The sequence below is a fragment of the Nonomuraea fuscirosea genome (assembly GCF_003001935.1).
Lineage (GTDB): Bacteria > Actinomycetota > Actinomycetes > Streptosporangiales > Streptosporangiaceae > Nonomuraea > Nonomuraea fuscirosea.
Genome location: NZ_PVNG01000008.1, coordinates 190090 through 210302, shown reverse-complemented (window position 1 = coordinate 210302; position 20213 = coordinate 190090). Strand labels below are relative to the sequence as shown.

The following is a 20213-nucleotide window of genomic DNA, read 5'->3' as shown; positions in this document are numbered from 1 at the left end:
GTCCCAATGAGACACTTTTGCTCTACCGTGGCCCCATGACCAGCGGCGAGACGTCCAAGGGACTACGAGAGCGCAAGAAGGCCGGCACCCGCCGCGCCCTCATCGAGGCCGCGCTGAGCCTGTTCGAACGGCAAGGCTTCGACGGCACGACAGTCCAGCAGATCGCCGACGAGGTGCAGGTGGCACGGCGGACCTTCAACCGCTATTTCACCTCGAAGGAGGACGTCGTCCTCGCCCACGAGGACCAGGTCATGGAGGACCTGATCACCGCGATCGACGGCCGCCCGCGCGGCGAGTCGCCGGTCACCGCCCTGCGCGCGGTGTTCCGCACCCTCCTCGCCGATCCCCACTGGCGCCGGCACGAGCTGCCCCGGATGCAGCGCGTCCAGCTCCTGCTGGCCGACAATCCCGCGCTCATGGGCGAGAACATGCGGCGCTTCGCCGTACGCGAGGAACTGCTCGCCCACCACCTGGCCGAGCGATCGAGCGCGGGTCACAGTTTCCACGCCCGGCTGCTGGCCTCGACGGCCTTCGCCGCCCTGCGCATCGCGTTCCAGGAGTGGGCCGGGTCCCCCGACGCCGACCCCGACTCCTGCGCCCGCCTGGTCGACGAAGCCCTGCGGCGACTGGACCTCGGGCTGGACCTTCCCCCTCTCATGGAGTAGGCATGACCATCACCTCCGGCCGAGACGGCCGAGACGGCCGGGGCGCCGCCGGTGCCCGCACGGGCCCTCTCGGCGCGCTCTTGGGCGCGATGTTCCTGTTCAACGTCGCCGGCTACGCGGCCGTCGGCGCCGCCCTGCAAGTCCTGCTTCCCTCCCAGGTCGAGGCGGCCGACCCGGTGGGCAAACTCTCGGCGTTCGGCCTGGTGACCGGCGTCAGCGCGATCGCGTCGGTGTGCGTGCCGCCGATCGTGGGCGCCCTGTCCGACCGTACGCGCGGGCGCTGGGGCCGCCGCTCCCCCTGGATCCTGTACGGCGGCGTGGCCACCCTCGCCTCCCTCGTCCTGCTCGGCTGGATGTCCACGGTCGCCGGCCTGCTGATCGGCTGGTTCCTCGTGCAGGGCACGGTCAACATCGGGCTGAACATCCTCATCGCCGTGGTGGCCGACCAGGTGCCGAAGGACCGGCGCGGGCTGGCCTCCACCGTCGGCGGCCTCGGGGTGCCGGTGGGCTCGCTGGCGGGCACGGTGGCCGGCGCCCAGATCCATTCGGCGCTGCTCGCCTACACGCTGTTCGGCGTGGTGTTCCTGGCGGCGTCCGTGCTGCTGGCGCTGCTCAGCCGCGAGCGGCTCACCGGCGCGGAGTCCGCGGAACGGGTGCCGCTGCGCGTCCAGTTCGGGTCGGCGCTGGCCGGTCTCCGCTCGCGGGACTACGCGTGGGCGTTCAGCTCGCGGGCGGTGATGTTCCTCGGCTACTTCGCCGTCTCCTCCTTCAACCTCTACATCCTCAGCGACTACATCCGGCTGCCCGCCGGGCTGGACCCGAAAGACGCGCTGGCGCTGCAGGTGACGGTCCAGACGGTCTCCCTCGTCATCGGGACGATCATCGCGGGCCCGCTGGCGGACCGGCTGAGGCGGCACAAGTTGTTCGTGCTCATCTCCTCACTGATGGTCACCGTGTCGGTCGCGCTGCCGCTGGTCTCACCGACCTGGACCCAGCAGCTCGCCGCCGCCGTCATCGGCGGAGTGGGCTTCGGCGCCTATCTCTCCGTGGACCAGGCGCTGGTCACGCTGGTCCTGCCCGCGGCCGAGGACAGCGGGCGCGATCTCGGCGTCTTCCACATCGCGTTGAACGCGCCGCAGGTCGTGGCCCCGTTCGGCGGCTCGCTGGTCGTGGCTCATCTCGGCGGCTACCCGGCCCTGTTCGTGACCGGCGGCCTGCTCGCGCTCGTCGGAGCGCTCATGATCCTGCGGGTACGAAGCGTCCGATAGCAGGAGACGGGCGTGTCCTCCGACAAGGAGGAGACGCCCGTCTGCGCGGATCAGCGGTGCAGCGTGAGCGGCAGGGTGCTCCACCCGTGCGCGATGAACGACGGCACGTGCCCGACCTCGCTCGCCTCCACGGCCAGCCCCAGCTCAGGGAACCGGGCGAACAGCGCGGGCAGGGCGGTCAGCGCCTCCTGGCGGGCCAGCGGAGCCCCGATGCAGCGGTGCACGCCGATGCCGAAGGCCAGGTGCTCGGCGAAGTCCCTGGTCGGGTCGAACCGGTCGGCGTCCGCGCCGTGCTGGTCGGGGTCGTGCCCGGCCGCCATGTAGCTGGTGATGATCGCGTCGCCCGCCTCGATCCGGACGCCGCCGATCTCGATCGGCTCGATGGCGAAGCGCAGCGGCAGGTTGGCGATCGACGGCGCCCAGCGCAGCGTCTCCTCGATCACCGCGTCCCAGGAGATCTCCCCCGCCAGCACCCGGCGCAGGTGGTCCGGATGGGTGAGCAGGGCGTGCACGGCGTTGCCGATCAGGTTGACCGTGGTCTCGTGCCCGGCCGCGATCAGCAGCAGCAGGGTGTCGCAGAGCTCGGTCTCGCTGAGCGAGTCACCGCTGTCACGGACGTTGATCAGCTCGGTGGTCAGGTCGTCGCCCTGGTGCTCGCGCTTGTAGGCGACCAGGGCGGGCAGCACCGTGCCGATCTTGGCAGCGGTGGCCGCCGCCTGCTCAGGGGTGGCCGTGGTGTCCATGATGGCCTCCATGACCTGGGCCATCTCCTCCCGCATGTGCGCGGGAACGCCGAACAGCTCACAGATCACCCGCATCGGCAGCGGGTGGGCGTACGCCGCGCGCAGGTCCACGGGCTGACCGGGCGGCTGCGCGGCCATCGCGTCCAGCAGCTCGGCGACGATCTGCTCGACGATCGGCTGCATGGCCTTGCTGCGCCGCGCGGTGAAGCTGGGGGCGATCAGCTTGCGCAGCCGGCGGTGTTCGTCGCCGTACGCGCTCAGCATGTTGGACACGCCGATCCAGGTGATGATCCAGGACCAGCCCGGCGTGGTGAGCGCACGGTCCAGCTGCCCCCAGTGCCGCTTGTCCTTGCTCACCCGTGGATCGAGGATGAGCTGCTTGAGCAGGTCGTGCCGGGTTACCGCCCAGGCGGGGATGCCTCCGGCGAGCTCTACGAGGACCAGGGGGCCGAGGTCGCGTAGTCGCCGGACCTCCCCTGGTAGGTCGGTGCCGAAGGGGTCGAGGACGACGGGGGCTGAACTGCCCAAGGGGATTCTCCTGGCTGATCAGGTCGAATGGGGGTGAAACGCACCGGCAGATGGGCCAGCGCGCGGTGGAACGGGCCGGGCCGCCACGAGAGCTCCTCGCGCGGCACGGTCAGTTCGAGGTCACACAGGTGCGAGGTCAGGCGTTCGATCGCGGTCATCGCGATGATCATGGCCGGGTCGCTGGCCGGGCAGCGGTGCGGCCCGGCGCCGAAGCCCAGGTACGCGCCGCCGTCGGAACGCAGCTCCTCGGGCACGTTGGTGGGCTCGGTGTTGGCCGCGGCGTAGGAGACGAGGACCAGCTCGGCCGGCTGGATCCACGTCCCGTGGAAGTGCACGGGCTGACGGACGAAATAGGGCCCGTAGTTCGACATGGCCGGCTCGGCGCGCAGGGCTTCCATCAGGGCGTCGTACGTGCCGAGCGCCCCGTTGGAGAGCGAGCTGTAGTAGCGGTCGTCGCTGACCATCCGGGAGATCGTGTTGGAGATCAGGTTGGCCGTGGGCTCGTACGCGGCGGCCATCACGAGCACGAGCGTCTCGGCCAGCTCGTTGGGCTGGAGCGCGGCCGGATGGTCGATGAACCAGGATGTCAGGTCGTCGCCCCGCTGCGCGTGCTTGGACTGGACCAGCTCGCCGATGTAGCGGCTGAACGCGTCGCTGCCCCGCTTGCCCCGCTCGCCGTCGGCCTCCATCAGGTCCGCCATGGCCTGGATCAGCCCGGCGCTGTCGGAGTCCGGCCGGCCGAAGAGCGCGTTGAAGATGCGCGCCGGGATGGGCTGGGCGAACTCGGAGACCAGGCACGCCTCGCCCTTCGCGGCGAACTGGCTGATCAGCGAGTCCGACACCTCGATCACCATCTGGCGCAGCTTGTGCGGCTGGACCAGGTCGAAGCAGTCGGAGATCACCTTGCGGAACCGGGCGTGCTCGGCTCCGTCGGACATCAGCGCGTTCGGCCGGTAGCCGAGCATGGCGACGGGTCCCGCGGCCTCGGGGGTGTCGGGGACCCGCGCCTGCCAGGCGGTGCCGTTCTTGATCCAGACGCCGCCGACGTTGGTGAGCACGTCGAGCGCGGCCTGGTAGCCGATCACCAGGTGCGCCTCGATGCCGGGGGCGATCTCCACGGGCGCGACCGCGCCGTGCCGCTTGCGCAGCTCCGCGTAGACGGCCTGCGGGTCCCTGGCGTACTCGGGACCGTAGAGGCGGCCCGCGTCGGGCATGTAGCGCATGGTCATGACAGCACCAGCTCCTTGATGTGCTCCACCAGCGCGATCAGCGAGGCGCGGGCGGAGACGGGGTCGCGGGCGTCGCACACCACCAGCGGCGTGCTCGCGTGCAGGTCGAGCGCCTGGCGCAGGGCGTCCGGCGGGTAGTCCGGCGAGTCGGGGAAGTGGTTGACGGCCACCGCGTAGCGCAGGCCGGCGCTCTCCACCAGGTCGAGGACGGCGAAGCTGTCGTCGATCCTGCGGGTGTCGGCCAGCACCAGGACCCCCAGCGCGCCGCGGACCAGCTCGTTCCACAGGACCTGGAAGCGGGTCTGTCCCGGCGCGCCGAACAGGTACAGCACCACCCCGGGCATGGTGAGGCGGCCGAAGTCGATCGCGGTGGTCGTGGTCGTCTTCTCGTTCACCCCGGTCAGGTCGTCCACCAGCGTGCCCGCCTGGGTGAGCACCTCCTCGGTGTTGAGGGGCTTGATCTCCGAGAGAGCGTCCACCAGGGTCGTCTTGCCCACGCCGAACGGCCCGGCGATGACCAGTTTGACCGGTATGTGTTCAGTACTGATACGGCTTTCAGAGAGCGCGGAGGCCACTGAGCACCAACTCCAAGATCTCAATGTCGGGCAGGTCGGTGGCCGGCGGATCGCGGGTCAGCAGCGTTCCGCTTCCGACCAGCCCGGCGACCAGCAACCGCACCACGCAGTACGGCAGGCCCAAGTGCGCGGCGCACTCGTACACCGACAGGGGCCCGTCCCGCAGCAGGGTCAGCAGATGCGATCCCGGGGGGTCGAGCCCGTTGGTGGCGGCGTCGGGCGCGATGTAGACCAGAGTCGTGCGCTCGACGTGGACGTTCTCGGGTACGGTCAGTCGCGCGGCGGCCATGTAGTCCGGAACGACCCGCCGCCGTTGTCGTCCGGAGGTCATGCCCGGACGCCTGGCGTCCTGGCCGCACTGGCCTCGTCGAGAGCCTTGATCAGTTTCTGTACCTGGAGCTGCACCTCGTACGCGAGCGTGCCGATGTTGACGCCGCCGGTGGCGGCGACCACGATGGCGGCGCGGTCGCCGGCCGGGGCGACGTAGTAGTAGCCGCTGCCGGCGGAGATGACGATGTCCACCACCTCGTCGTCGGCGCCGTTGCTGAGGCCCGCGCACAGGGCGCGCGCGGCCCCGAGCACGGAGCTGGTCATGGCGGCGGCCCGCTCGCCGCTCTCGGTGGTCACGTTGGCCGAGCCGCCGAGGATCAGCCCGTCCCGGCTCAGCACCACGCCGCTGGCGACACCGGGCAGCGCGAGCAGGGGTGAAAGGACCCAGGACACGTCGAGGGGCAACGGGCGACCCTTGGCCTGGACCCGGCCGGAAGCGCTGTGAGCGTCCATGGAACGGTCATTTCCCTTCGGTTGCGTCGTGCTGCTCGGTGGGGAGCGCTTCGCGGCGGCCCGCTTCGGCTCCGACCTGGAAGTCACCCCATCGTTTCTGGGCCTCTTCCGGGGTGGTGAGCAACCTGCCGCCCGTACCGCCGGAGCCGCCGCCCGCGGGGGCCGGCGGGGGGCTGGTGTCACGCGGCTGCTGGCGGCGGCGCTGCGGCAGCGGCGCGAGTTCCTCCGCCGTCCGCTGCAGGGGCGCCGTGACGGGCTGGGGCCGCGCGGAAGAGGCGGCCGGTTCCGGCCGTGCGGCGGAGGCGACCGGCTCGGGACGGGGCGCCGGGGCGACCGGCTCGGGACGGGGCGCCGGGGCGACCGGCTCGACCCGGGGGGCCGCCGCCGGCTCGCGCCGGGCGGTCGGCACGGACACCGGCTCCGGCCGGGCGGCCATGGAGGCGGGGATGGGATCCCGGCGGATGGCCGTGGCGACGGTCGGGGCGACCGCGCGCACCGGCTCGGGCGCGAGCACCGAGGGCCGGCTGTCCTCCGGCATCTCCACCAGCAGCGCGCCGGGGATGTTCAGCACGGCCTGCACGCCGCCGAAGGCGCTCTTCTTGACCGTGACCTGCATCCCGTAGTGCGCGACCTGACGGCCGATGGCCGCCCACCCGGTGCGGGGCGGGTTGCCCAGGTCGACCAGGCGGACCGGGTGGTTGCCGCTGAGCAGGCGGCTCGCGCGGGCGTACTGGTCCTCGTTGAGGCCGACGCCGGCGTCGTCGATGACGATGGCGGCGCCGTTGTTGGTCTCGTGCACGGCGATGGTCACCTTGAGCGTGCCGTGGGAGTGGTGCACCGCGTTGGCCAGCAGCTCGGCGGTGATGAACAGGATCGACTCGGCGGCGCGGGCGGCGACGCCGATCCGGCGGCGCAGGTGATTGGCCGGGCCGTCGATGCGCAGCTCGAAGTTCTCCACCCGCGAGACGGCGCCCACCACCAGGTCCACCAGGTAGGTGTCGTCACGCGACAGGCCGGGGGTGGCGCCGCAGGCGATGCCGGTGACCTGCATCCGGCGGATGATCAGTTCGTTGAACATGTCGAGTCCGAGCACCTCGCGCAGCAGCGCGGTGTGCTCGTCGCCGCTGTAGCGCTGCTGCACGCCGGCGAGCAGGTCCTGGGCCCGCAGGGCCTGGCTCTGCACGCGCGACATGGCGCCTCTGATGACGGCCTGGGCGCTCTCGTCGATGCGCTCGGCCTCGTCGCGGATGCCACGGGTGACGGCGTCGAGTACGGCGCGGTGCTGCCGGTCGACGTCGGTGCCGGCGAGCGCCTGGTTCTGCATGCCGGGCACGATCACGTGCGGGGCGCGCAGGTGGGACAGCAGGGCGGGGATCCGCTTGTTGATCAGATGATCGGTCTCGGCGCGGACGAGGTCGTGCTGGGCGCGGGCGTCGCGCACCTGGTCCGCGTGCTCCTGGACCTTGCGCTCCGCCTGGAGCAGGCGCTGGCTCCAGGCACTGGACTCTCGGGTCAGGTGGTCCTGTACCTGACGGTTCTGCGCGAGTTGCCCGCGGGCCTGGGCGAGCTGGCCGCGTACGCGCAGGTAGAGGATCAGGACGCCCGCGAGGGCGAGCACGAGGACGGCGATGCCGATCACCGTCGGGACGCTGAAGGAGTCTGGCGGCATGAAAATCCTGGGGTCGGGGGGAGTCGTCGGGATCTGTCGACCACCGCGAAAGGGTGCGCTAGCGGGGAGTGCCGGTCCCGTCCGGTGGCCGGTCGGAGCCGCGCCGATCTGGCGCGTGCCTTTCCGCGTCGTCCGGGTCGTCCGCGTCGCCGGCAGCCTGGTGCGGCTCTGCCCGGTGCGGCTTCGCCTGATACGGCTCCGCCTGGCGTGGCTCCGCCTGATACGGCTGTGCCTGATACGGCTCTGCCGGAGGCAGCGCGAGGCCGAACGACGACATGGGAATCCTCGTCTCACTAGAACGACGGCCCAATCGGGTGACCAGTATTCCGCTTAAGTCGCGTTAGTCAACTGTGTGTAGTTCCGTCACTCCGCTCACAGCACCCCGGCGGACGGGTGCGGCGCTCCGCCCCGCGTCCGCCGCCCGCTCACTACCTGCGCGTCCTCGCCCGGCGGGTCCGACGAGGCGTCAACTACTTACCTGACCGGATGTCGTGGAACCAGTTCGCGAAACCCAGCCGCGGAAGACCCCTTCGGGGCTGTGCGCCGCCAGCGCCGCCGCGATCGAGCCGTGCAGGGCGGCGTCGTCGGGCAGCCGGAGGCGGCGCGCGTCCGGCTCATCGTAGAGGGACAGATCGAGCCGGGCCGACCGGTGCCGGCGGACCCCGTTCACGACCTTGGCCTCGCCCTTGTACGACAGCGCCACCGAACGGACCCTGGACCACGGATGCTCGTCGAGGCGCCGATCGGTGACGGTCAGGACGCCCATCGCCCTGGCCCGGACATCGATCCAGACGTATCCGGCAATTCCGGCAAGCACCACCAGCACCACGCCTACCATGAAGGCGATATAGTCCGGGGCGTCCGTTCCCCGGTCCGCCGGCAACGTCGCACCGATGGCGCCGACCACGAGCAGCATGAGCACAGTGACCACGATCATCAGGCAGCCGAACTTGCCCCTGCTCTGCCGGAGCGCGGCGGAACGCAGGTCGAAGGCTGTCCCGTCGGGCGGCTGGCGGACCACCCGTACCGCGACCGTGGCCAGGCTCCACCGCTGGACCTCGCCGCGCATGAGCAGCACCCCGGCGAAGATCCCGCACACCGCGACCGCGAAGGCGACCAGTTGCGACGGATACACCTCGCCGCCGCCGATCCCGATGGCCAGCCCGGTGGCGAAGATCAGGATCGGGCAGAGGCCGAACAGCGCCTTGCGCATCAGCCCGATCGCCATCGGACCGCCCAGCCAGATCCGGGCGAGCCAGAAGAACCAGACCAGGCTCCAGAACGCGCCCGCGAAGATCTCGAAGGGGGCGGCGCCGTCCTGCCAGACGAGCGCGATGCCGCCCATGAGACCGAGCCAGACGACGACGAGCAGGCCGACGGCCGACACGTGGGCGAGGGGGCGCTGCATGCGCGGCATCCTAGCCCCGCCGTCGGACCGCCAGGACGGCTGCTACCGCCCGGTCCGCCGGGCCCGCGGGTGTCAGACGCGTCGTGTCCGAAGGCGTCACGTCCGCCGGGGAAATGCCGGCCACCTGCGCTTATGCCCGTAAGGGGAGTTCGTCGAACAGGCTGACAACACCGATCTCCTGGCGGACACGCGAGGCGGTCCGCCAACGTTGGACTCCGCCGCACCGGCACCGCCTCAGCCTTTCGCACCAGGAGTGATGATGAAGTTGCCCGCATACGCCGCCGCCCTCATGCCGAGCGTCCTGATCGCTTCGCTGAGTGGCACGTTCGGGGCGTCGGCGGCGCAGGCGGCCGAGTTCCGGGGCCTTCCGAGCGTGAACATGGAGGCCACCGTCAAGGCGGCCCAGATCGACCCGCGGCGGCCGGACGACACGCTCACCCCTGGCGCCAAGGCCGGCGTGCTCCTCGTCGAGCAGGCGCTGCGCGACCGGAAACTCCTGGACGCGAAATGGGTCGACGGCTACTTCGGCACCACCACGGTGGCCGCCTACGGCAAGTACCAGAAGTCCCTCGGCCTGTCCGGACTGGACGCCAACGGCCTGCCGGGCAAGATGTCGCTCAGCAAGCTGGGGGCCGGCCGCTTCAAGGTGACCGGAGTGCTCGATCCGGGGCCCCGGGTGTCCCTCGGCCGCTTCGTCGTCAACGCCCGTACGCGGGACATGCTGGCCGAGGCGAAGCGGCTGTTCAAGCGGGACCTCAAGCTGGATCAGGGCTCGTACAACCCGGGCGGCGATCCCACCTCGGCCGGCACCCACGACGGCGGGGGCGTCGTGGACATCTCGGTCAAGGGGATGAGCGCCGCCGACCGGACCGCGGCCGTCCGCGCGCTGCGCCTGGCCGGCTTCGCGGCCTGGGTGCGCAACCCCGAGCAGGACGACTGGCCGTGGCACATCCACGCCGTCGCCATCAGCGACACCAGCCTGTCCGGGCAGGCGCAACACCAGGTCGGTGACTACTACCTCGGCCTGAACGGCCTGGCCGGCCGCGCGCCCGACGACGGCCCGAAGGTGACCATCCGCACCTGGGAGGAGCGCCGGCGCCGCTGACCCCCCGTGCTCCGCTTCGACACCCGAACCTTCACCACCCTTCGCACGACGAACTCCGCAGACAGGAGAACAGCATGACCATGCTCACCAAGATCCTCACCGCGACGACCGCCACGGTGGCGCTCGGCGGCTCGCTGCTCGCCACCGCGGCGCCGGCGTCGGCGGCCGCCCGTGACGGCGTCTGCCAGAGCGGCGAGTTCTGCTACTACTTCAACAGCAACACCCAGGGATCGCTCTCCGACTTCACCACCTCGGTCCCCAACTACAACACCACCCAGCCCACCTGTTATGACTACAAAGGCCCCGGCAACGGCAAAGGCAAATGCATCAAGAACGCCGCCGCCTCCGCCTGGAACCGCAGCGGCAAAACCGTCCGCGTCTACTTCAACAGCGGCTACAGCGGCGCCTACCAGGACTTCGCCCCCGGCGCCAAAGCCAACCTGAAGTCCGGCCTGAAGAACCAGAACGCCTCGCACGAGTTCGGCCCGGGGTCCGGTTCCGGGTCCGGGTCGCGCAAGGCCATGTCGACCTCGCTCTACTCGGCCAGCGGCACGATCACCTGCGGTTTCGACGGCTACAAGAACACCGCGGGACGGCACGAGGGCATCGACATCGCCAGGGGCGTGGGGGCGAACGTCTACGCCCTGACGGCGGGCCAGCTGATCAACGTCGCGCGCGGCAGCACCGGCCGGTCGGGGCTGTCCACGATCGCCGTCTACAACTCCTCGCTGAACAAGACGGTCATCTACCTGCACTCCGCCCCGCTGTCCTCGCTGCGCGTGGGCCAGACGATCCGCAAGGGCCAGGTCATCGCCAAGGAGTCGTGGCACGGCGTGTCGAGCAAGGGCGCCGCCCACACCCACGTGGAGATGCGCCCGGGCCGGCAGACGCGGGCGGCCAAGAGCGTCGGCGACTCGCGCCTGGAGAACCCGAACCCGACCTCGTTCTGGAACTCCCAGGGCTACTCCGTGCGATGACACGGCCTCGGCAGTGCCGGAGCGCCGCCTCAGGCACCCTCTCGGCGCCGCTTCGGCACTGCCGCTGACCACCCTGGACCTCCGGACGGAAGGAAGACTCCTCGTGTCTGCACGAACGGCACGGCTGATCTCGCGGCTCGGCGCGGCGAGCGTCGCGGCGGCGCTCGGCGGGACGTTACTCGCCGCCGGGGCGCCCGCCTCGGCCGCTGCCCGTGACGGCGTCTGCCAGAGCGGCGAGTTCTGCTACTACTTCAACAGCAACACCCAGGGATCGCTCTCCGACTTCACCACCTCGGTCCCCAACTACAACACCACCCAGCCCACCTGCTACGACTACAAAGGCCCCGGCAACGGCAAAGGCAAATGCATCAAGAACGCCGCCGCCTCCGCCTGGAACCGCAGCGGCAAAACCGTCCGCGTCTACTTCAACAGCGGCTACAGCGGCGCCTACCAGGACTTCGCCCCCGGCGCCAAAGCCAACCTGAAGTCCGGCCTGAAAAACCAGAACGCCTCGCACCAGTTCGTGACCTCAGGGTCGCCGACCGGATGCAAGACCGACGGCACGGACACCCGGCTGCCCACGACGATCCTCGTCTACCGCAAGTCGCTCGATCGCGTGGAGCGGGTGGAGTTCAAGAGCTACGTCAAGGACGTCCTGCCCAATGAATGGGTGGCGAGCTGGCCGGCCGAGTCGCTCAAGGCCGGGGCGATGGCGGTGAAGAACTTCGGCTGGTACTGGGCGCTGCACTCCAACCGCAAGACGCCGGACGGCCGGTGCTTCGACGTCTACGACCACACCTCCAGCCAGGTCTACAAGCCCGGCTCGGCCAGGGCGTCGACCAGCGCCGCGGTGGACGCCACCTGGGGCATGCGGCTGACCAGGAGCGGGAAGATCTTCCGGGCCCAGTACTGCTCCACGACGACGGCGTGCGGCAACTGGACCGACGGTGACTGGATGTCGCAGAAGGGCTCGCGCGACAAGGCGAACGCGGGCTGGAACTACGCGCGCATCCTGCGGAACTACTACACGGGAATCGCCATCGGTTCCTGATCGCCGGGGTCGTCCCGGCGCCTGAAATTCCCCGTCGTGTGCCGCACGGCGGGGAATTTCAGCTTCCGGCGACGATGAGCTGGAAATTGATCGGCCGGTTGCCGGGGAACACGACCTCTCCCGAGGAGTCCACCATCTTGAAGCGCACGTAACACAGGCCCGGTTTCTTGGGCGTGGTGACGACGGTCTGAATGTCGACGATCTCGCCCGGCATCGTGTCCTTGATCGGCACGTCGGTAATGGTCTGGCACTGGTCGGCCTGCTGCGTGGGATGGTCGAGGCGGCGCAGCGAATATCCCTTCCACGCCACCGAGCCGGCGTTCTTCAGCCGCCACACCTTGGTCATGGTCTGGCCGGCGCCGACGCGCGTGCAGTCGGAGAGCGTGACATCGGTGATGAACTCCGCTTTGTCGTCCTCGTGCAGCGGCGGGGCCCAGGGCGGGTTGGTCGAGCGCACGGGGCAGTCGGCCGGCGTCAGCGCGGCGGGCGACGCGCCGCCGGTCGGGCCCGGGGCGCGTCCGGCCGGCTCGGAGCCGCTGTTGACGATGGTCACGACGACGGCGGCCGCCCCGGCGACGACGACGGCCGCCGTCGCGAGCGCGACCGGGCGGGTCAGCCATCGCCGCCCCCGGCTCCCCGGCGCGGGCGGCGACTGCTGCCCGTCGCCCGCGTGGCCGGAGGGCGGCGGTGCGTCGTTCGTGTGACCGGATGGCGGGGGTACGTCGCCCGCGTGGCCGGACGGCGGCTGCGTGTCCCTCAGCGGCACGTGGTTCGTGTGGCCGGGCGGCGACGGCGGGAAGGCGGGGGCCTGGGTCTCGCCCGTCGGCCGGGTCGCCGGCGACCCGGTGGCGAGGTGTGCGGCGCGAAGGTCCTGGCCGCCCGCGGCGGAGGCCGCGAGCTCACCGGACGGAGGGGCCGCCGGGGCGCGCGTCGCGGGATCCCCGGTGCTCACGGATCTGACCGTACGGTTCGCCGTCTCCCAACGGTCCCGGTACGCGGCCGGGTCGGCGTCGCAGGCCTTGACGAACTCGACGGTGGTCTCCCAGCTCGGGAGCCGGTTGCCTTTCGTGGCCTCGTGCAGCGTCGTGTGGGAGATCGCCCCTGACTTGCCGGACATCTCACGAAAAGGTGGGTTGCCGACCGCGTTGCGCAACTCCCGCAGAGTCGCCGCGAAGCTCTCGATCGCCTCCGCTCGTGCACGCCTGTCGTCCACCGTGCGAAGGTAACAGCAGCCGCTGCCTCGCTCAACCGATACCGGCGGGATCACCGGGTCACGGGGTCAGAGAGCGAAGAGCAGGGCGGCGCTGATCAGGACGAGCACGGCGGTCGCGAAGTGGATGCCGAACGCCACCGCCTTGGTGCCGCCGTTACGCAGCACGATCACGGTGTCGGCCAGCGGCGCGAGGGCCACGACGAGCATGAACCAGGCTTCGGCGTAGGCCCCGACGAAAATCAGCAGGGCCAGGCCGACCAGCCCGTACGTGCCGTCACGCACACCCTTGATGGTCAGATAGGCGCGGTCGTCCTTGGCCGGGACACCGTACCCCGTGGCCGCGGCCACCGGCGTGAACAGGAAGCGCAGGCCGATGAAAAGGATCATGAGGTTGAGCGCGATGGCAAGGCCGTAGGCGATGACGGTGAGCATGAACGTCTCCAATATCTAGCGCTGCTAGGAACAGGAACGAAGCTAGCATAGCTACGACATTCGCGCTAGCGGCGCTAGATTCCGGAGTGCTCAGAGCGGCCCGCTGATCACGCCGGGGTGCGGCAACCGGGGTGGCGGAGTGCCGCCGCGGCCGGGAAGGTACTCGAAGTGCCACCACTCGTTGTCATAGACGCGGTAGAGGTCGTAGCGGCCGCCGTGCTCCTCCAGCCAGCGCGCGCCCTCGTGCGGGCGTACGTCCAGGGCGAGGCCCCTGACGTGCGGTGACAACGCCGGCGGCAGCACGATCATGCGGGCCGAGGCGGTCGAGCCGGAGCGGCGTACCTCCTCGTCGAAGAGCCGCTGCTGGGCGGCGGGATCGCGGTAGCCCGAGGTGAGGCCGATGAGCTGGCCGTGACGCCAGAGCGCCTCGGTGCGCGCCGCCGTGAACGCCGCCAGGGCGCCGGCGGTGAGCCCGGTCAGATCCTCGGCGGGGAAGCGCAGCCGCAACGCCCAGCGGCAGGCCACTTCGCGGGCGCGGCCCGCGTCGCGAACGAGCGCGGCGGGCAGCAGCAGCACGGCGAGCACCAGCGTGACCACGGCATACACCCGATCTCGGGGCCGCGGGGGAATCATGCGGGGTTCGTCCATGCCGATTACGATTGGTGGCGAATGTGCGCGCGCCGTCCGCCGCATGTCACCGTTTCTCGACGGCGGCCACCGTCATGGGCCGCCGTCATGGCCCGCTCGCGCGGCCGCGACCGGGCATGACGGGGCCGTGACACGACCATGACATCGCGCGGACGAGGCGGAGACACGGCCGGCCGACAATGGACGGGGGTTGACCGGCGGACGAGTTACGGAGCGTGTGGTGAAACTCGGCGGCGTGTCGCGAGTGTTGCTGATCGAGGACGACCCGGCCGTGCGTGAGGGCCTTGAGCTGGCCCTGAGCCGGCACGGGCACCGGGTGCGCGCGGTGGAGTCCGGCGAGCTGGGGCTCGACCGGCTGCGTGCGGACGTTCCCGACGTCGTCGTGCTCGATCTGATGTTGCCCGGCATGGACGGGTTCGAGGTCTGCCGGCGCATCCGGGCCATCGGCGAGGTGCCGATCATCATGCTGACCGCGCGCGGCGACGACATGGACGTGGTGGCCGGGCTGGAGGCGGGCGCCGACGACTACGTGGTCAAGCCGGTGCAGCCCAGGGTGCTGGAGGCGCGCATCCGCGCGGTGCTCAGGCGGATCGGCCGGGACCAGGCGGAGCTGGAGCGCCACCGGGATCTGACCATCGACCGGGCCGGGCTGGTGGTGACCAACCGCGGCGAGCCGGTCAGCCTCGCCCCGACCGAGCTGCGGCTGCTGCTCGAACTGTCCGGCACGCCCGGCCGGGTGCACAGCCGCCAGCAGCTGCTGGAGTCGGTGTGGGAGCAGGACTACTTCGGCGACTCCCGCCTGGTGGACGCCTGCGTGCAGCGGTTGCGCGCGAAGATCGAGGACGACTCGACGGCGCCCGTCTACGTGCAGACCGTGCGGGGGTTCGGCTACCGGTTCGGGCCGGTGTGAGCGGCCCGTGAGAGCACGGCCGAGCCTGGGGTTGCGCGCCCGGCTGCTGTTCGCGTTCGCGCTGCTGTGCGTGGTCACCGCGGCTGCCGTGGCCGGCGGGAGCTACGTCAACGCCCGCAACGACATCCTGCAACGGGCCCAGGACGCCGCGGTGGAGGCGATGCGGAGCCGGCTGGAAGCGCTCTACCCGTTGCGCACCGCGACGCCGGGGCAGGCCGAGCTGGACGAGATCGCCCGCGCCATGACCGAGGGCAACACCTTCACGGTCGCCGTCTATCACGACATGCACGCACCATCCATGCTGCGACCCGCCCACCCACCACCGGACCACCAGTCCCAGGACCGCCGGCCCCAGAACGACCCGCTCGGGGACGACCCGGCCCAGGATGAGCCGCCCCAGGACGAGCCGACCCAGGGCCCCCGGCTCCAAGACGGCCCGACCCAAGACAGCTCGGTCCAGGACGGCCCGGTCGAGGACGGATCGCCAGAGCTCCGGCGGCGGCCGGCCATGCCGCCGGACGCGCCGGTCGCCGATCTTTCGATGATCCCGGCCGGGCTGCGGCAGACGGTGGCCGGCGGCCAGATGGCGTGGAAACGCCTGGTGTGGCACGGGCAGCCCGTTCTGATCATCGGCGCGCCGCTGCTGATCGCCGACGCCGAGGCGGACCGGGCGCCGCGCGTGTCCGGCATCGAGGTCTACACCGCGCTCAGCCTGCTTCCCGAGCAGCGCAGCATCGACGAACTCGCCACGTACGCCTGGCTCACCGGCGGGGCGGCGCTGGCGTTCGCGGTCCTGCTCGCCTCGCTGGCCACCCGTGGCGTGCTGCGTCCGGTGCGCGAGCTCGGCCGGGCGGCCCGCCTGCTGGGCGAGGGCGAGCTGCGCACCAGGATCGAGGTCCGCGGCTCCGACGAGCTGGCCGACGTGGCGCGTACGTTCAACCACACCGCGGCGGAGCTGGAACGGCACGTCGCGCAGTTGCGTGAGATGGAGGCCGATGCCCGCCGGTTCGTGGCCGACGTGTCCCACGAGCTGCGCACGCCGCTGGCCGCGCTCGCCGCCGTCGCCGACGTCCTCGACGAGGAGGCGGCCGGGCTGCCCGAGCCGGCCGGCCGGGCCGCCAGGCTGGTCAGCCAGGAGACGCTCAACCTCACCGGGCTGGTGAACGACCTGATCGAGATCAGCAGGTTCGACTCCGGCGTCGCGGCCCTCGCGCTGAACGAGATCGACATGGCCGAGCTGGTCCGCGCGACCCTGCGCGCCCGGGGCTGGTCGGAGTCGGTGCGGACCGAGCTCGCCTCGGGGGTGACGGCCCGGCTGGACCCGCGCCGGGTGGACGTCATCCTCGCCAACCTGGTCGGCAACGCCCTGCGGCACGGCGAGCCGCCGGTGTCGGTGCGGCTGCGCACCGACCCGTCCTGGGTCACCGTCGAGGTGCGCGACCACGGACCCGGGCTGGACGAAGCGGTGCTGCCGCACGTGTTCGACCGGTTCTACAAGGCCAGCGCGACCAGGGCCAGGTCGGAGGGCAGCGGTCTCGGCCTGGCCATCGCACGGGAGAACGCGCGCCTGCACGGGGGCGACCTCACCGTCGCCAACGCCCCGGACGGCGGCGCCCTCTTCACCTTGCGCCTCCCCCGCCAGGCACCCGACCTCGACGAACGGACCGGACGCCCGCCACAGCCGGCGACCGGCCCGGACGAGCGGTCCAGACTCTCGCCACGACGGGCGACCGGCCCGGACGAGCGGACCGGACGCCCGCCACGACCGGCGGACGGCCCGGATGGGCGGATCGACGTGGGAGGTTCCGAGTGAGGAGAGGGTTTGCCTGCCGTGTGCTCGCCGCCAGCCTCGTGCCGCTCGTCGCCCTGGCCGGCTGTGGGGTGCGGCCGAGCGACGTCATCCCCGTCGGTCCTCCGCCCAGCGGAGCCGTCGTACCGGCCCGGCCGGTCACCCTCTACCTGGTGAAGAAGGGTCGCCTCAGCCCGGTGACGCGACCCGGTCGCCGGCTCTCCCAGGCGGACACGCTCGCGCTGCTGGCGGCGGGGCCCACCGCCGCGGAACAGGCGCGCGGCCTCACCACCGACATCCCGCTCGAAGCCGACCCGTTCTCGGTGATCACCGGCCCGAACGGCCGCGTCGTGGTGACCCTGTCAGCGAGAGCCGGCGAGCTGTCCAAGCGGGCGGTCGAGCAGATCGTCTGTACGGCCGCCGCCGCGACACCCCAGGGCCGCGCCGAGGTCACCGTCACCGGCACCGCCAAGCACGTCGACCCCCGGAACTGCCCCGCATAGCACCGCGATCATTCCGGAACCGCCCCGAGCCGCACGACGCTCGTTCCGCGTCCGGTGCCGAGCAGCACGGCGATCAATCCGCGTCCGGCGCCGGCCCGATCTGCAGCGGCGTGGCGGAGCCGGCGGCCAGCTCGCGTCCCTGGTTCAGGGTGTGGTCGAGCTGCCTGGCCAGCAGCGGAAGGGTCGCCGGAGGAAGATACGCGTCGGCGCCGGCGTCGAGCAGCCGGCGTACCGGTCCGTGGTACCGGACCCCGAGTTCGGGATCCTCGATCTCGGTGACGACGACCCGCGCCCGCGGAAAGCTCGACCGCAGCGCCGCGATCAGCTGCGGGCTGCCGGCGGGCACCAGCAGCACATCGGCCGTGGCCGGGGCCGCGTGCAGGTCGAGGACCACGTAGTCGGCCCCGAGCTGGGTGGACAGCGCGAGCCTGGCCGCCTTCGACAGCTCCATGGCGGTGACCACGACCGTCACGCCGTCGTAGTCGGGCGGCGCCTGCTCGCCGGGCTCGTCGTCCGGGGCCGCACGATCGACGACGGCGCCCTCGACCACGTCGATCGTGCTGGAGACCGTCGCGATCGACGCGCCGTCACGGGTGAGGATGATCTCCGCACCGGGCTCCAGGGCGTCGATGAGCGCCACGACGTCGTCGGGAAGGCGCGTCACCTCGACCCGCGGGGTGGTGGCACGTGGGGTGCGTTTGCGGATCATCATCCCTTTTGGATGCATCCGCACGACCGCAGGTTCGGCACCGCGCCCGACTTTCCCGTACGCGACCGTGCTGAAGGAACCGCCGCCGCAAGCCGTACATCGCGCCCGGAACCGACGCGAGGTGATCAGGCGATGCGGTAGCCGACTCCTCGGGCCGTCGTGATCGCCGGTGGGTCGCCGAGTTTGCGGCGCAGGCGGCCGACCGTGACCGTGACGGTGTTGGTGAAGCTGTCGGCGTTCTCGTCCCACACCCGTTCCAGCAGGGTCTCCGCACTCAGGAAGCCCGGGCTCGCCCGCAGCAGCGCCTCCAGCACGGCGAACTCCTTCACCGAGAGGTCGAGCTGCCGCCCGTCGCGGACGACGGTACGGCCTACCGGATCCAGCACGATCCCGGCCACGTGCAGGGTCCGGGGCCGCGCGTCCGGGCGGCGGCGGGCCAGCGCCCTGATGCGCAGGATCAGCTCGGGAAAGTGGAAGGGCTTGGCGAGATAGTCGTCCGCGCCCAGGGTGAGCCCGCTGACCCGGTCGCCGGGCGCGCCGGCCGCGGTCAGCATCAGCACCATCGGCCGCTCCACCCGTTCGGTGAGCAGCCGGCACAGGATGTCGCCGTGCAGCCCGGGCAGGTCCCGGTCCAGGACCACCACGTCGTACGCGGTGAGGTCCGCCTTCGCGGCGGCGGTGAGCCCGTCGTACGCCAGGTCGACGGCCATCCCCTGGTCGCGCAGCCCTTCCGCGACGACCTCGGCGAGGGCGTCGTCGTCCTCGACCACGAGAATCCTCATGATGCCCCGACCGGCGCCTTCGCGACCGGCGCTCCAGCGACCGGCGCTCCAGCGATCGGCGCTCCAGCGATCGGCAGGGTGACCGAGACGCGCAGGCCGCCCTCCGGCCGGGCCAGCAGGTCGAGCCGGCCCCCGTGGGCCGCGGCCACGGCGGCCACGATCGACAGGCCCAGGCCGGAGGAGCCGGTACGTTCGCCGCCGAGCCGTTCGAAGGGCCGCGCCAGCCGGTCCACCTCCCGCTGGTCGAACACGGGTCCGCCGGTCTCGACGACGAGCACCGTCTCCCGCGAGTCCACGGATCCGGTGATCCCGATCCAGCCGCCGCTCTCGTTGTGGGTCACGGCGTTGTCGACGACGTTGCCGACCAGCCGCGCCAGCAGCGCCGGGCTGCCCACGACCGCCGTCTCCCGCGGCACGTCCACCGAGACGCTCAGCTCCTTGCGCCCGACGTCCGCCGACCTCTCCCGCAGCGCGGCGTCGACGAGGTCGCCGAGGTCGACCGGCGCGGTGTCGGCCGGCGGGCCGTGCTGCGCCCTGGCCAGCACGAGGAAGCCGTCGAGCAGGTGGTCGAGCCGGTCGAGCTGCCGGCGTACGCGGGCCGCGAGCGCCACCGTCGAGGGAGCCGGATCGGGCTTGGCGATCGCGACGTCCAGCGAGGCCCGGATCGTCGCCAGCGGCGTACGCAACTCGTGGGAGGCGTTCGCGACGAAGCGCCGTTGCGCGGTGAACGACGCCTCCAGCCGTCCGAGCAGTTCGTCGATGGTGTCGGCGAGGTCCTTCACCTCGTCCGCCGGGCCGGTGACGGCCAGGCGGCGATCCAGGTTGTCGGCGGAGATGCGCCGGGTGACGGCCGTGATCAGCCGCAGCGGCCGCAGGACGCGCCTGGCCAGCACCCGGCCGAGCAGCACCGAGACGGCGGCCATCACGATCAGCGCGAGCAGCGAGCCGACCAGCAGTTGCCGGGACTGCTGCGTGTGCACCGCGGCCAGCTCTCCCTCCAGCTCCCTGATGCGCTGGTGTGCCGCGGTGAGGCCACCCTGGCCTGGCGGAGCTCCGGCCGAGCCGGCCGGGGCGGTCTCGGTCAGGCTGCCGCCGGAGAGCACGAAGGCCAGGGCCAGCAGCCCGACGCCCGACAGGAGGAACACAACGGCGTACAACATCGTGAACCGTGCGCCCACGGTCCCACTGCGCGGCCCGACCATGCTGCCAGCATGCCCTGGGGAACC

Annotated in this window: 21 protein-coding genes; 8 read left to right on the top strand and 13 right to left on the bottom strand. The window is 71.5% G+C overall.

Annotated elements, in window-relative coordinates; genetic code table 11:
* Window positions 1-35: 35 nt before the first annotated feature.
* Both B0I32_RS20155 and B0I32_RS20150 read left to right on the top strand, forming a co-directional pair.
* The gene (locus B0I32_RS20155) at window positions 36-665 is read left to right on the top strand and encodes a TetR family transcriptional regulator (RefSeq protein WP_106241500.1); all 630 of its coding nucleotides are present in this window, start codon (window positions 36-38) and stop codon (window positions 663-665) included.
* A gap of 2 nt (window positions 666-667) precedes the next feature.
* Entirely contained in the window at window positions 668-1933 is a 1266-nt protein-coding gene (locus B0I32_RS20150; RefSeq protein WP_106241498.1) for an MFS transporter, read from the top strand.
* A gap of 50 nt (window positions 1934-1983) precedes the next feature.
* On the opposite strand, the gene B0I32_RS20145 is transcribed toward B0I32_RS20150, so the two are convergent.
* From B0I32_RS20145 to B0I32_RS20115, 7 genes are all read right to left on the bottom strand, one after another.
* Window positions 1984-3204, bottom strand: a complete 1221-nt coding sequence (locus tag B0I32_RS20145; RefSeq protein ID WP_106241496.1) for a cytochrome P450 family protein — start codon at window positions 3202-3204, stop codon at window positions 1984-1986.
* Entirely contained in the window at window positions 3108-4433 is a 1326-nt protein-coding gene (locus B0I32_RS20140) for a cytochrome P450 family protein (RefSeq protein ID WP_181307570.1), read from the bottom strand. Before B0I32_RS20140 ends, B0I32_RS20145 begins: the two co-directional genes overlap by 97 nt.
* Window positions 4430-5008 (bottom strand): GTP-binding protein, encoded by a 579-nt coding sequence (locus B0I32_RS20135; RefSeq protein ID WP_106241493.1) that lies wholly within the window; start codon window positions 5006-5008, stop codon window positions 4430-4432. Before B0I32_RS20135 ends, B0I32_RS20140 begins: the two co-directional genes overlap by 4 nt.
* Window positions 4989-5339 carry a DUF742 domain-containing protein gene (locus B0I32_RS20130; protein ID WP_106241491.1) on the bottom strand — a complete coding sequence of 117 codons (351 nt, stop codon included), beginning with the start codon at window positions 5337-5339 and terminating at the stop codon, window positions 4989-4991. The genes B0I32_RS20135 and B0I32_RS20130 overlap by 20 nt, the downstream gene beginning before the upstream one ends.
* The gene (locus B0I32_RS20125; RefSeq protein WP_106241488.1) at window positions 5336-5791 is read right to left on the bottom strand and encodes a roadblock/LC7 domain-containing protein; all 456 of its coding nucleotides are present in this window, start codon (window positions 5789-5791) and stop codon (window positions 5336-5338) included. Before B0I32_RS20125 ends, B0I32_RS20130 begins: the two co-directional genes overlap by 4 nt.
* Window positions 5792-5798: 7 nt before the next feature.
* Complete coding sequence (locus tag B0I32_RS20120) at window positions 5799-7460, bottom strand: histidine kinase (RefSeq protein WP_106241486.1); 1662 nt, start codon at window positions 7458-7460, stop codon at window positions 5799-5801.
* A 466-nt stretch (window positions 7461-7926) separates the two neighbouring features.
* Window positions 7927-8868 carry a hypothetical protein gene (locus B0I32_RS20115; RefSeq protein ID WP_106241484.1) on the bottom strand — a complete coding sequence of 314 codons (942 nt, stop codon included), beginning with the start codon at window positions 8866-8868 and terminating at the stop codon, window positions 7927-7929.
* A gap of 259 nt (window positions 8869-9127) precedes the next feature.
* On the opposite strand from B0I32_RS20115, the gene B0I32_RS20110 reads away from it, so the two are divergent.
* The 3 genes from B0I32_RS20110 to B0I32_RS20100 all read left to right on the top strand — a co-directional run bounded on the left by B0I32_RS20110 (window position 9128) and on the right by B0I32_RS20100 (window position 12001).
* Entirely contained in the window at window positions 9128-9973 is an 846-nt protein-coding gene (locus B0I32_RS20110; RefSeq protein WP_106241481.1) for a peptidoglycan-binding protein, read from the top strand.
* Window positions 9974-10047: 74 nt separating this feature from the next.
* Complete coding sequence (locus B0I32_RS20105) at window positions 10048-10950, top strand: peptidase inhibitor family I36 protein (protein WP_219911904.1); 903 nt, start codon at window positions 10048-10050, stop codon at window positions 10948-10950.
* 103 nt (window positions 10951-11053) lie between these two features.
* Complete coding sequence (locus B0I32_RS20100; RefSeq protein WP_146178235.1) at window positions 11054-12001, top strand: SpoIID/LytB domain-containing protein; 948 nt, start codon at window positions 11054-11056, stop codon at window positions 11999-12001.
* 58 nt (window positions 12002-12059) lie between these two features.
* Here B0I32_RS20100 and B0I32_RS20095 read toward each other — a convergent pair whose 3' ends face one another.
* The 3 genes from B0I32_RS20095 to vanY-N form a co-directional block, all read right to left on the bottom strand.
* A complete protein-coding gene (locus tag B0I32_RS20095) occupies window positions 12060-13214 on the bottom strand; it encodes an NBR1-Ig-like domain-containing protein (RefSeq protein ID WP_146178234.1) in 1155 nt (384 codons plus the stop codon).
* A gap of 66 nt (window positions 13215-13280) precedes the next feature.
* Window positions 13281-13646 (bottom strand): DUF4267 domain-containing protein, encoded by a 366-nt coding sequence (locus B0I32_RS20090; RefSeq protein ID WP_106241472.1) that lies wholly within the window; start codon window positions 13644-13646, stop codon window positions 13281-13283.
* A gap of 90 nt (window positions 13647-13736) precedes the next feature.
* On the bottom strand, window positions 13737-14294 hold the full coding sequence (vanY-N, locus tag B0I32_RS20085; RefSeq protein ID WP_106241470.1) for a D,D-peptidase/D,D-carboxypeptidase VanY-N: 558 nt from the start codon (window positions 14292-14294) through the stop codon (window positions 13737-13739).
* 235 nt (window positions 14295-14529) lie between these two features.
* Between vanY-N and B0I32_RS20080 the strand changes: the two genes are divergently transcribed.
* From B0I32_RS20080 to B0I32_RS20070, 3 genes are read left to right on the top strand one after another with little or no spacing between them, the layout of a single operon-like run.
* Window positions 14530-15204, top strand: a complete 675-nt coding sequence (locus B0I32_RS20080) for a response regulator transcription factor (RefSeq protein ID WP_181307568.1) — start codon at window positions 14530-14532, stop codon at window positions 15202-15204.
* A gap of 7 nt (window positions 15205-15211) precedes the next feature.
* Window positions 15212-17017: a sensor histidine kinase gene (locus B0I32_RS20075; RefSeq protein WP_245955925.1), complete on the top strand. Its 1806-nt coding sequence runs from the start codon at window positions 15212-15214 to the stop codon at window positions 17015-17017.
* Window positions 17014-17496 carry a GerMN domain-containing protein gene (locus B0I32_RS20070; RefSeq protein WP_146178233.1) on the top strand — a complete coding sequence of 161 codons (483 nt, stop codon included), beginning with the start codon at window positions 17014-17016 and terminating at the stop codon, window positions 17494-17496. The genes B0I32_RS20075 and B0I32_RS20070 overlap by 4 nt, the downstream gene beginning before the upstream one ends.
* A gap of 73 nt (window positions 17497-17569) precedes the next feature.
* On the opposite strand, the gene B0I32_RS20065 is transcribed toward B0I32_RS20070, so the two are convergent.
* The 3 genes from B0I32_RS20065 to B0I32_RS20055 form a co-directional block, all read right to left on the bottom strand.
* Window positions 17570-18208, bottom strand: coding sequence for a hypothetical protein (locus tag B0I32_RS20065; protein ID WP_245955924.1), 639 nt, complete (start codon window positions 18206-18208; stop codon window positions 17570-17572).
* 122 nt (window positions 18209-18330) lie between these two features.
* Entirely contained in the window at window positions 18331-18987 is a 657-nt protein-coding gene (locus tag B0I32_RS20060; protein ID WP_181307566.1) for a response regulator transcription factor, read from the bottom strand.
* Window positions 18984-20147 carry a sensor histidine kinase gene (locus B0I32_RS20055; protein ID WP_245955923.1) on the bottom strand — a complete coding sequence of 388 codons (1164 nt, stop codon included), beginning with the start codon at window positions 20145-20147 and terminating at the stop codon, window positions 18984-18986. The genes B0I32_RS20060 and B0I32_RS20055 overlap by 4 nt, the downstream gene beginning before the upstream one ends.
* Window positions 20148-20213 lie beyond the last annotated feature (66 nt).